Source organism: Ponticaulis profundi (assembly GCF_042659465.1).
GTDB classification, from domain to species: domain Bacteria; phylum Pseudomonadota; class Alphaproteobacteria; order Caulobacterales; family Hyphomonadaceae; genus Ponticaulis; species Ponticaulis profundi.
In genome coordinates this window covers 87,039-98,811 of record NZ_JBHSSW010000012.1, presented here as the reverse complement: position 1 = coordinate 98,811, position 11,773 = coordinate 87,039, and the positions used below count along the sequence as shown (strand labels likewise).

At 57.7% G+C, this 11,773-nt stretch carries 7 protein-coding genes; 4 read left to right on the top strand and 3 right to left on the bottom strand.

Going from position 1 to position 11,773, the window contains the following annotated elements:
* The first annotated feature begins 90 nt into the window (after positions 1-90).
* Positions 91-1,491 (top strand): MFS transporter, encoded by a 1,401-nt coding sequence (locus tag ACFQDM_RS09775; RefSeq protein WP_377378524.1) that lies wholly within the window; start codon positions 91-93, stop codon positions 1,489-1,491.
* Positions 1,492-1,592: 101 nt separating this feature from the next.
* On the opposite strand, the gene ACFQDM_RS09770 is transcribed toward ACFQDM_RS09775, so the two are convergent.
* The 3 genes from ACFQDM_RS09770 to ACFQDM_RS09760 all read right to left on the bottom strand — a co-directional run bounded on the left by ACFQDM_RS09770 (position 1,593) and on the right by ACFQDM_RS09760 (position 5,663).
* Positions 1,593-2,993: an MFS transporter gene (locus ACFQDM_RS09770; RefSeq protein ID WP_377378522.1), complete on the bottom strand. Its 1,401-nt coding sequence runs from the start codon at positions 2,991-2,993 to the stop codon at positions 1,593-1,595.
* Between the two features lie 31 nt (positions 2,994-3,024).
* Positions 3,025-4,164: a class I SAM-dependent methyltransferase gene (locus ACFQDM_RS09765; protein WP_377378520.1), complete on the bottom strand. Its 1,140-nt coding sequence runs from the start codon at positions 4,162-4,164 to the stop codon at positions 3,025-3,027.
* Positions 4,165-4,271: 107 nt separating this feature from the next.
* Positions 4,272-5,663 carry an MmgE/PrpD family protein gene (locus ACFQDM_RS09760; RefSeq protein WP_377378519.1) on the bottom strand — a complete coding sequence of 464 codons (1,392 nt, stop codon included), beginning with the start codon at positions 5,661-5,663 and terminating at the stop codon, positions 4,272-4,274.
* Positions 5,664-6,034: 371 nt separating this feature from the next.
* Here ACFQDM_RS09760 and ACFQDM_RS09755 point away from each other — a divergent pair, with 371 nt between their 5' ends.
* Genes ACFQDM_RS09755 through ACFQDM_RS09745 form a run of 3 tightly spaced genes read left to right on the top strand, consistent with a single transcriptional unit; the run spans position 6,035 to position 11,669 of the window.
* Positions 6,035-7,147 carry an efflux RND transporter periplasmic adaptor subunit gene (locus ACFQDM_RS09755; RefSeq protein ID WP_377378517.1) on the top strand — a complete coding sequence of 371 codons (1,113 nt, stop codon included), beginning with the start codon at positions 6,035-6,037 and terminating at the stop codon, positions 7,145-7,147.
* Positions 7,144-10,260 (top strand): efflux RND transporter permease subunit, encoded by a 3,117-nt coding sequence (locus ACFQDM_RS09750; protein WP_377378515.1) that lies wholly within the window; start codon positions 7,144-7,146, stop codon positions 10,258-10,260. Before ACFQDM_RS09755 ends, ACFQDM_RS09750 begins: the two co-directional genes overlap by 4 nt.
* Complete coding sequence (locus ACFQDM_RS09745) at positions 10,260-11,669, top strand: efflux transporter outer membrane subunit (protein WP_377378513.1); 1,410 nt, start codon at positions 10,260-10,262, stop codon at positions 11,667-11,669. Before ACFQDM_RS09750 ends, ACFQDM_RS09745 begins: the two co-directional genes overlap by 1 nt.
* Positions 11,670-11,773: the final 104 nt, after the last annotated feature.

Genomic DNA, 11,773 nt, shown 5'->3' with positions numbered 1-11,773 from the left:
GGATATTCTCGTCTTCAGAGCATCTGAATCACGCAGCCTGCCTACGGTGCATCTCGCATTTGCATTTCACCGGCGAGGGATGGGCCAGAAATGAACACATATGATGAGGCGAAGAACGAAACGCTGACCGCGGGCGCGATGGTCCGCTACGGTATCGGCCAGACTGGGGCACAGATTTTCCGGGATACACCCGCGGCCCTGCTCCCGGTCTTCATGACAACCATGCTGGGCATTCCGGCCTGGATCGCAGGGCTCGTCATCCTCATTCCGAAACTCTGGGTGATTTGTTGTGACCCGCTCATGGGCGCCTGGTCTGACCGCGCCGCGCCGCATGTCGGTCGCACACCATTTCTGGTCACAGGCGCGCTTGCTACAGCGCTGGGCTTCCTGATCCTGTTCAGTTTCACAGACTTTCCGTCCGTAACGATCGCTGCGCTCTGGATGGGCGTCATGTTCGCCCTCTCCATGACGGCGTTCAGTGCTTTCTCTGTGCCTTATCTCGCTGTGGCTGCCGAGCTGACACCGGACACCCATGAACGCACCAAGCTTCTGGTCTTCCGTATGATCTTCCTGACATTCGGCGTGATCCTCGGCGTTGGTCTCGCCCAGCCCATGGTGTTCTGGTTTGGAGGCGGCGCCGCAGGCTGGTTCAAGATGGCGCTTGTCTTTACGGCTATTTGCGGCGGCACCATGCTGGCCAGCGCCTTGTTGCTTCGCCCGCTCCTGAAAGGCACGCACGCCAATGATGCCGAAATTCCAACCTTCCGCTCACAACTCGCAGCCGCGGCGCAGAACAAGCCATTTCGTATTCTGCTTGGCGTTCACATGCTGCAAAATATTGGCCAGTCGGTCGGCTATACGGTGATCGCATTCGTGTTCATCTATCTGGCCGAAAATATCGCGCTTCTTCCAAGCTTTGTGCTGGCCATGTCGATCATCGGCCTGTCAGCTCAGCCGCTCTGGCCCGGCCTTTCACGCAAACTCGGCAAGCAGGGCCTGTTTGCCATTCTTACCCTTGGATGGTGTCTGGTGACGATCAGCTGGCTGTTCATCGACCTTGGCGAGAACATTTCAATGACGCTTCCACTGCTCGGCCAGATTACCGGCAAGGATTTCCTCATTCTGGTGCGCGGCGCTCTGATTGGTGTGACCAATTCCGGCTTTGTGCTGCTGATCACGTCACTGTTCACAGACACGGTGCATGTTGGTCCGCGCAGCGGGAAAGCCGCTGTCGAAGGTGGCTATGCGGGCGTCTGGTCTGCGGTCGAAAAGCTTGCATTCGCGCTCGGCCCGATGGTCGCAGGCATCGTTCTGTCGGTTGCCGGGTTCCAATCCTCCAAGACAGGCGTGGTTGCGCAGACAGATGGCGCACTGCTCGGCATCACCATCGCATACTCCCTCGTCCCGATCAGCTTCTTCCTGCTCAGCCTGACGCTGATGCCAGCGTTCAACAGAGCGATGAAACAAGCAGAAGGTCCGGTCACGTCCTGAGCGGTTTCCTACCCCTTAATCCTCAGGAACTGACCACAAAAGGAAAGGCGCGCTCCGATGACAGAGCGCGCCTTTCTTGTTTCTATCGAAGAGGGTGTTCCTCAGGCGGACTGAGGTGCCTCTTCTTTCTTCGGGATGTGATAAAAGAAGAGCGGTATCGCACTGAAGAACTGGAATACGCCAGGAATGAGCGCCAGCCACAGGATCGCATTTGACCCGGCCGAGGCCATCTCACCGGCATCTCCACCTCCATGACCGCCGCCTTCAAAGCCGATAGCGGTCAGGCTCGCGCCGATTAGAACCGCCGCCAAGGCGCCTGATATCTTTTCCACGGTGGTGTAGACACCTGCAAAAAGGCCTTCCCGACGCTGGCCGGTTTTCTCAAAGTCTGCGGCGATGGCATCCGGCAACATGGCTTGTCCCGCCAGCAGGAGAGATCCTGCCGCAATACCAAGGGTGAACGCCAGAACAGCGATCACCGCCATGCTGCCTGCCGGATCGACCAGCGCCAGCGAAGCTACGCAGGCTGACCAGAGCACGGCGCCCAGAAAATAAAGGCCTTTCTTGCCGAGCGGCTTGGCGACCCGCACCCAGAATGGCTGGCTACCAAACATGCCCATGGCCTGAAACAGGAAAAAGAAACCGATGACTTCATAGCCAAGTCCGTGGTGTGAGACGAACAGAAACGGGATCAGCGCAAAGAAGAAATGCACGCCCGTCAGATTGGCCATCTTCACCAGCAGCAGAAGCAGAAACGGCTTGTTTGACAGCGCGGATGACCATTTCTGCCAGATCGACATATGCGGCGGTGGAGCCCGCTCAATATTCGGTGCGCGCCCCGTCAGCCAGAAACAGACGATGGCCGCCAGAATGATGATCAGTGCGGTGACCCAGGCCATGGCACTATGCCCGATCAGACCGCCTCCGAATGCTGCGATGACCAGTGATGTGATGGTCGCTCCGGAAATCTGCCCAAGCGCCATACCGGCGACGCGGAAAGACACAATAAAGGTCCGCTCATTTGGTTTGTCCGTCATCTCTGCTGGCATGGCCAGATAGGGGATCGTCAGAATGGCGTAGCCGGTTGTGTTGATCAGAAGCACACCCAGCACAATCCAGACAATCGCCGGTGTGGTTTCCGCGGTCGGCAGGCTGAATAGCAGGATGAAGGAGAGACCAGAAATCAGCCCGCCTGCAAGGATATAGGGCCTGCGGCGTCCCCATCGTGACTTGGTGTAATCACTTGCCGTCCCCACCAGAGGATCGATGAAAGCGTCATAAAGCCGGACAGCACTGAGAAGCGCGCCCGCCGTCACTGCGGCAATACCGATGATTTCGACGAAATAGTGCATCAGGAAGATGCCGATGGCCTGGTACATGGTGGAAGCGGCAAAGCTGCCCATGCCCCAGCCACCTGCAACCAGCCAGGTCACACGGCCTTCTTTTGCATGAAGCATGGTCGCCGGATCAGCAGCCGTCTCCAGATTTGCTTGTGTAGACATATAAAGATCGCCCAATTTGATTTTGTTATGATTATTCCGGCTTCCGCCCCTTCGTGATCCAGGGATAGGCGTGCTCGCCCATGCCGTAGCTCTCGACATCCACAAAGCCGATGTCACGCATGGTCTGATCGAGATCCATCAGTGCGGCCTGCGTGAAGAAAGGCTCGCCGCGATGGGCAGACTCCCAATCCATCAGAACGCCATTGAAAGACGGAACAGCGCGGAATGGCGGCAGGTCCGACATGATGAAGTCACCGCCCGGCTTCAGAATGCGGAAGGCTTCTCTCAGCACCTTTTCGCTGACCGAATTGGGAATCTCGTGATGCAGCGCATAGGAATAGACGAGATCGCAATTGTTATCCGGCTCGCTGACATCGTCCGCGCTCTCACGCTTCAGATCGATTTTCATGCCCTGCAATTCTGCCGAAGAGTGCCCTGTCTTCAAAAGCGTGGGCGAGGTGTCATAGCCAGCCAGCTCGGCATCCGGGTATGCGCGCCCCACGGTCATGAGCGTGGTGCACGCACCGCAGCCAAGTTCAACAATCCGCTCGTAAGATGACCTGGGGAACTGATCGACAAAAAACATGCGGTGCTTGCGAATATCTTCGCCGACCATGGCATAGGCGTATCCGCCACGCGCAAAAACGCGCGGTCCGACGGCATGGGCAAACATGGCCGGGTAAAGATCGTAGCCGTCCCAGCCGCCCGGTTCCAGATGCCATTCTGTGGTCGTATAGGCCGGCGCTTGGTAAGCTTCATTCAGATCAAGAGACCCCTTTGGCTCCCCTGAAGGCGGAGCACCAAACGTTGCGAACATGTCCCGCTTTTCTTCAACGCTTGGAATACCCCGGTTGAAATTCTCTTCAGCGACATAGCGCTGAATGAAACGCTCCAGGCGATAATACTGATCGGACTCAGCGATCGTCCGCCCCCTGACGAGCCGATCGCGCAGTGATGCCCGATCCATTCCGGATGTATCCATCTGATCAAGCTCGGCCACTTCAGGATTTGCTTCGAACCGATCTTTCCATGTGTCTCTCAACGTGCTGGAGGAAAACACCTGCATGGAACCAAGGATGTCCATGCCGGCGCGTCCACGCTGGCTGAGCGGCATGTCCTTATAGTGCTTTGCAGACGGCTGAACTTCATCGCGTTTGACAAAAAACGTCATATGCACCTCCCAAGATTGCGCATGGGACGAGCATGAGCGCGTCAAGAAACCTGACAATTTTGCTCAGGCTTGTATTCACCTGACGATCAGAACATCGCGCGAGCGTGTCAGAGTGACAGCTTTTCGTTCAGAGCGCCGAGGTTTTTCGCCTGATCAATAGACATCACGTCGTCGATGACGGCCTCGCAGGCTCCCTCACCCCAGACGGGCGCAACATTCTTCCTGAACTTCAAAATTATGTCGTCACGGCTGTAGGGACTTTCGGCATCCCCTCTGTTTGTGAATGTTTGCGCAGAGAGCACCTCTCCGGTTTTCAGATGCACACAAACGCGCGAAGGCCGTTTGTCCGGTAACATGGCTGTCATGCTGACATCCTCCCGGAGCCTCACCTTTTGGGAGAGCTTTCTCGTGACCGGATCAGCAATCGCGTCCGCGCGAAATGCATTCAGATTTGGCTCGCCGTGCTGAATCGTCGTGGCCAGCGCAAAGGGGAGCGAAAACTTTGCTGCCAGCATATTGTCCGGGTCCGAATTATTGAGCTGTGCCGCCCAGATATAAGTATCAACCTCAATCGCTTCGATTGCATCTGCAACGAGGCGCCCCGCGTGATCGCTCATGATCTGCAGGAGCGCATCAAGCGCACTGTGCGTGTAGCGACACGCCGCGTGGCTCTTGAAATAGTTTCGGGCAATCTCCCAATCCCTGCCGAGGCCATTCAGCATGACATCAGGCGAAAATTCATCGGCTACAATGCCGCTGTAAACAGATGCCACACCATCTGCCTCACCGGTAAAGCCAGACCTTTCAAAATCAGAGGCAAGAATGCCCATGAGATTTGAAAAACCTGAATAGGTGTTTCTGACGGTCGCGCCTTCAAGCATGGTCCGTCGACTGGTCGATAGGGCAAAACTCGATCCGATATTCACAGTCTGCACGAGAGAGGGCTGCGATGCTTCCCTCAAAGCTGCGACGGCCAGAGCCGCAGCCGGTGCGCCCCATGTCCCGTGAGGGTGCATAGCCACATTCAATTTTGACGCAGCGCCCAGCCGTGCACCGAATTCATACCCCAGGACCAGCGCCCGAATGAGCTGTTGTCCGGACAATCGCTCGGAAGCGGCGACCGCCAGAAGCGCAGGCAGCACCTGTATTGCCGGATGACCACGGGCGAACTGATTGCCTTCGTCGATCTCAAGCATAGTGCCCGCCGTGCCATTCAAAAGCGCGACCTGCTGTGGAGCCCCCGTCTGAGCACCACCGATCAGGGCTGAATGGCCTGTCAGCTCTGTGCGCATGACCAGAGCTTTCATTTCAGGCTCTTGCATGCCAGCAATAATGGCACCGATCGTATCGAGCAGAACCAGCTTGGCGTGTTCCATCACAGCCCCCGGCAAATCGCCAAAGGCGAGACGGTGCGCAAACTCTCCCCAGGCCGGAAGCCAGGAGCGGCGCTGCTCGGCTGCAAGCTCTGTCGCTGTCGGTATTCCCCCGGAAAGTGCCATACTGTGTCCTCCCTTGTATGATCTCATGAGGGAGCGTCAGTCTGACTCAGACCTGCCGGAAACGAATTCTGCGGCATTCTCGGCCAGCGAAGATGAAATCCGGGCATTCCAGATCCACCTGATTCAACTTTTCGTGAAGACAGAGCGAAAACCGCCGCATTTGCGTACACACTGATACATCAGCACCATGTTTCTACCCTAGCGTAAGAACATTGTGCTCAAGTGTTGAAATTCTTGCCACATTTCTGGCTCAAATGACGATCCGGACCGTCAACGAACTCGACAACTTTATGGTTTCTCCCCTAGAGGAAAGCCAAAGTCCGCGGGGGGAGACGAGAGACTGAAAAACTAACGACACAAGGCGATCCCTTTTGGCTAAGCGTGCAATTCTACTTTCCGGTGTTCTGGCTGCATTCTGCGCTGTTCTGACCGGATGTTCTGACTCATCGCAGACCGAACCTGCACGTCCTGAATCTTCGGCGATACGCGTTGTGCTGCAGGAAGTCAGTACCGGCGAAGATGTCCAGAACATTGAGTCGGTCGGTACGGCACGCGCACGCCTGGCCGCTACGATCTACCCGGAATCAAATGGCGAGGTTCAGTCGATCAATTTTCAACCTGGCCAGAAGGTGAAAGCCGGTCAGGTCCTGGCAAGGCTCGACAGCCGAAATGAGAGACTTGCCGTCGAACGCGCGGAAGTAACCCTCAAGGACGCCCAACAGCTGCTTCAGCGCTATGAACGCATTGACGTGCCCGAAGCGGTTTCAGAAAGCCAGATTGATGAGGCCCGCACCGCAGTGGAAGCCGCGCGTATTGATCTGGAGCTTGCTGAAGAAGCGCTCTCGCGGCGAACCGTCTTTGCCCCCTTTGAGGGATATGTCGGGCTGACGGATATTGATCCGGGCGCGCGCGTCACAACCAGCACCGTTCTGACTCAGCTGGATGATCGGGGCGTTTTGAAAGTCGACTTTTCCGTCCCTGAGCAGGTGTTCGGCCGCATTCAGGAAGGCACGCAGATCCCGATCACGCCGTTTGCGGCGGAACAACAGGAGATCATGGCGACCGTCGAAACGCTCGACACGCGGATTGAGCCCGAGCGACGGACCTTCACCATCCGGACAGCCGTGGAAAACGCATCAGACGAGCTCCGCCCCGGCATGAGCTTTCGCATGACGCTCAGCATTCCCGGAAACAGCTATCCTCAGGTACCTGAGGCCGCGATCAGCTGGGGCGGCGATGGCGCCTATCTCTGGGCCGTTGAAGGTGATGCCGCCAAGCGCGTCCCGATCACGATTGTTTCTCGCAAGGAAGGCCGCGTGCTTCTGAAGGGCGATGTTCAGCCCGGAGACCTGATCGTTGCAGAAGGCATTCAGAAAATGCGCGAAGGCGTAAAGGTTGAAGGTCTTGGCAATACGGCGCCAACGGTCGAGACCACGATGCGCCGTGACACAGAGACACCGAACGTCATGGGAGCAACCCAATGAAGCGTTCTGGTGGAGGCGGCATCGCTGCACTGGCGGTAAAACGCCCGCTTCTGATTGCGGTTTTCAATCTGATGATCGTGATTGCGGGGCTTGCGGCTTTGCTGGATATGGACGTGCGCGAACTGCCGGATGTCGACCGGCCAATCGTGACCGTGCGCGCAAACCTGCCTGGCGGCGCCCCGGAAACCATGGACGCCGAAGTCACCAGCATCCTTGAAGGCGCGGTCGCCCGTGTCTCCGGTGTTCGGGTGATCGAGTCACAGAGTGAAGAAAACAACAGCCGCATCCGCGCTGAATTCAATCCGGGCATCGACCTCGACACTGCTGCGGCTGACGTCCGCGAAGCGGTCAGCCGGGTCACACGGCAATTGCCGGACCGGGTCGAGAATGTCGAAGTCGCCAAAGCCGACAATGATGCTCAGCCCATCATGCGCCTGTCTGTTACCAGCACGGCGCTGGAACTCGATGAGCTGACCCGCATCGTCGATACGAACATCATCCCTGAACTTCTGGCCGTTGATGGGGTCGCCTCCATTCAAGAATTTGGCATTCGTCAGCAGCAAATGCGCGTGCTGATCGATCCCTTGCGCCTCAACCGGTTCGGCCTCACCATCAGTGACGTGGCAGACGCTCTGCGTCAGGCACCTTATGACGTGCCAGTTGGTAGTTTCCGGTCCGCTGATCAGGAGCTGATCGTCCGTGCAGAAGCCGCGGCGACGACACCCGAACTCGTCAAGAATGTCGTCATTCGCGACCCGGTCAAAGTCGGCGATGTCGCCGAAGTGCTGCTCGCGCCCGCCGATGCCGAAAGCCTGCTGCGTGTGGATGGTGAAGAAGCGATCGGTCTCGGCATTGTGCGCAAGGCTCAATCGAACACCATCAACATCTCGGATGCCGTTCGGGAGCGCGTTCCGATGCTGAATGACCGCTATGACGATATCAGCATCCGCATCACCTCCGAAGAAGCCGTTTTCATTCGCAAGTCCATTGAAGAGGTCGTCACCAGCCTTCTGATCACCGTTGCGATCGTGGTCGCGGCCATCTGGCTGTTCCTAGGCTCCTTCAAGGCCACGATTGTACCAAGCGTTGCCATTCCTGTCGCGCTGGTGGGCACGCTCGCCGGCATCTGGGCAATGGGCTTCTCGCTGAACCTGCTCACCCTGCTCGGGCTCGTCCTTGCGACCGGCCTGATCGTGGATGATGCGATTGTCGTTCTGGAGAATATTCAGCGTCAGCAATCACTCGGCCTGAAGAAATACGCTGCGGCCTCAATCGGCACCCAACAGGTGTTTTTTGCGGTCATAGCCACGACAGCCGTGCTTGTGGCTGTGTTTGTTCCGATCTCATTTCTCCCGTCCGAAACGGGCCGCCTGTTCCGCGAGTTCGGTTTCGTACTCGCCTTCTCGGTCATCATTTCATCCTTCGTCGCGCTCACGCTCGCGCCCGCCATCGCTGCAAGATTTCAATTCGTTGATCCGACGAAGAAAGAGAAGAAGTCACCTCTGGAGCGGCTCGGCCTGTTCCTGCAGAACATCTATGCCAGCTGCCTGAAATGGTGCCTGAAACTCTCGGTAGTGGTTGTCGGGATCTGCATTCTGGCCGCGGGCGGCGCTGGCCTTGCCTTCATGAATCTGGAAAATGAGCTCGTCCCACCGGAAGATCGCGGCTCGGTCGAAATCTTTGCAACGGGCCCGGACGGTGTCGGCATTCTCTATATGGAACGTCAGGCGCGGCTGATCGAAGACCGGCTCCAGCCATTCGTCGACAGCGGCGATATTACCTCTGTTTATACGGTCGTTGGTGCATTTGACCCTAACCGTCTCCTGATTTCGTCGCGGCTCGCGCCATGGGAAGAGCGCACCTTGAGCCAGTCTGACATCATCGCCCAACTTCGTGGTCCAATGGCCGATATTCCGGGCGCCAATGTCTCGGTCTTCGGACGCTCCAGCCTGCAAAGGCGCGGCGGCAGTCGGACGGGTCTGCGCGTTGCGCTGACGGGCAATGACTACAGCTATATCTATGGCGCAGCGCGTGAGCTGTCAGACGCGGTTGAAGCGCAGTCGACCATTCTCTCCAATCCGGAGATTTCCTACCAGCCGACGCAGCCTCAGCTTTCGATCAATGTGGATCGGGCACGCGCCGCAGATCTTGATGTCCCGCTGAGCGAAATCTCACTGACCCTGCGGTCCATGGTCGGCGGCGAAGACCTCATCGATCTGAGCATTGGTGATCAGGCCATCCCGATCATGCTCGAAGCGGAATCGCGGACCATTCAATCACCATCCGACCTGCACAATCTGTTTGTCCGGTCGAACTCCGGCAATCTGATCCCGCTTTCGAGCCTGGCCTCGATTGCAGAAGAAGGGGTCGCCGCAGAGCTCAATCGGATCGAGCAACGCCGCGCCATGGATCTCGACTTTGACATTGCGACCAGCGTTCCGCTTGCAGAAGCGGTGCTGGAGATCGAGCGGATAGCGGACGCCACCCTGCCCGATGACGTTCAGATGCTGCTGCAAGGCGAAGCGGAAACGCTTCAGGAAACCTCGCATGACATGCTTCTGACCTTTGGCTTTGCGCTGGTCATCGTCTTCCTCGTGCTTGTGGGCCAGTTTGAAAGCCTGACCAGCCCGATTGTGGTGATGCTGGTGGTGCCCTTCGGTCTGGCGGCGGCCATCTACGCCATGCTTTTGTCGGGTACGTCATTGAACATCTATTCGCAGATCGGCCTTGTCCTTCTGGTCGGGCTGATGGCGAAGAACGGAATCCTGCTTGTCGAATTTGCCGACCAGCTGCGCAATGAAGGCAGGAGCGTTCGCGATGCCGTCTTTGAAGCCGCAACGGTCCGCCTTCGCCCGATTGCCATGACCGTGCTGTCGACCGCGCTGGGTGCTCTGCCACTCATCCTGTCGTCTGGCGCAGGTGCTGAAGCGCGCCTCGCAATTGGCTGGGTGATCTTTGGCGGTCTCGGCCTTGCCGCGCTGTTCACGCTCTTCCTCGCACCGATCCTGTATCTCTGGGTTGCTCAGTTCAGCTCAACCCGCGGCGCGCATCATGCCAAGCTGGAAGAAGAGCTCGACCATGCTCACGACCAAAGCAGGGAAAATACCGTCTGATGTTGCGTAGAATTACGGCCCTTTGCCTGGGCGGCACGTCTGTTTTGGCTCTCGCAGGATGCATGGTTGTTGGCCCTGATCCGGTCGCCCCAGCGATCGAGACGCCGCCCGCTTATGTGGGTGAGAACCACACCGAAAGCTGGGACATGCCAGAGCCTGACGCGACCGTTCAGGCCTGGTGGGAAACGCTGGATGATCCGGCGCTGACCGAGTTGCTCGAAGCGGTTCGTTCCGAGAATCTGGATGTCGAAAGCGCATTCCTGAACCTTGCACTGGTGCGACAGCAGGAGATTGCCACACGCGCCAATCTCTTTCCGACGCTGGATGCCTTTCTGGACGAGAATCTCAGCTTTGATCTGTCGGACGGCGATGGCCTCAGTGACAATACGTCACTTGGGCTGGGCCTGAGTTACGACGTTGATATCGCCGGTCGCAATCAGCGTCAGCTCGAAGCTGCACAAGCGGCGATCGAAGCGGCCTATTTCAATCTTCAGAACATTCAGCGCCTGATCACACAGACAGCCGCGCAGCAATACATCGAACTGAAGCGCACCAGTGCCCGCCTCGCCCTGCTCGATACGACACTGGAGCTGCAGCAGCGCACACTCGACATCGTAAATGCACGATTTGAAGTCGGTATCGCACCGGCACTTGATGTCGACCGTGCGGCGTCTGACCTTGCCCAAAGTCGCTCGCAGCGCTTCACCCTCGAAGCCGCACGCGAAACGGCGCTTTTCTCGCTTAATCTCCTTCGTGCCGGGTATCCCGAACCTGTCGATACCCAGTTGAACGAGATCGACGAAACGGTACCGGTGTTTGCATCTTATCCTGACCCCGGCATTCCGGCGGACCTGATCAGAAATCGTCCGGACGTCCGTGCCGCCGAGGCTGAGCTTGTTGCAGAACTGGCGCGCATTGGCGTTGAAGAGGCAGACCTTTATCCGTCGCTCACTTTGCCGGGACAAATATCTGCGTCGGCAGGCAATGGCGACCTCCTGTCGTCAGCAATCCTGAGCGTCGGAGCGAGTCTGGACCTGCCGATTTTTGACGCCGGTCGCCGCAAAGCCGAAGTCGAAGCCCAGCGCATCCGCGCCGAAGCTGCGCTCGTGAGCTGGCGATCCAGCATTCTGACAGCTGTCGTGGAGGTCGAGAGCGCCCTGACCCAGATTGACGCGCTGGAGCGTCAATTGGAACAGCAGGAGATCGGTGTTGAACGCAGCGAGTCAGCCTACCGGCAACTGGATGCACTTTATCGCGAAGGGCTGAGTAGCTTCATCGATGTGCTGGATGCGCAGAGAACGCTGATTTCACGTCGCGAATCCATCATCAACACACGCGCACAACTCGCCTCAAGCGTCGTGGAGCTCTATGCCGCGCTTGGCTATTCCGGAGAAAACGCAGCCGGCTGACCGGTCGATACCCGACTACAAAAAACAAGGGGAGACGGCTCGAAAGCGTCTCCCCTTTTGCGACCGCGTGCGTCCCCTGCTGCGCGATTACACCTATAGTTACG

Coding starts and splice junctions, on each gene's coding strand:
- ACFQDM_RS09775 (WP_377378524.1), top strand. CDS start 91: ATGAACACATATGATGAGGCGAAGAACGAAACGCTGACCGCGGGCGCG.
- ACFQDM_RS09770 (WP_377378522.1), bottom strand. CDS start 2,993: ATGTCTACACAAGCAAATCTGGAGACGGCTGCTGATCCGGCGACCATG.
- ACFQDM_RS09765 (WP_377378520.1), bottom strand. CDS start 4,164: ATGACGTTTTTTGTCAAACGCGATGAAGTTCAGCCGTCTGCAAAGCAC.
- ACFQDM_RS09760 (WP_377378519.1), bottom strand. CDS start 5,663: ATGGCACTTTCCGGGGGAATACCGACAGCGACAGAGCTTGCAGCCGAG.
- ACFQDM_RS09750 (WP_377378515.1), top strand. CDS start 7,144: ATGAAGCGTTCTGGTGGAGGCGGCATCGCTGCACTGGCGGTAAAACGC.
- ACFQDM_RS09745 (WP_377378513.1), top strand. CDS start 10,260: ATGTTGCGTAGAATTACGGCCCTTTGCCTGGGCGGCACGTCTGTTTTG.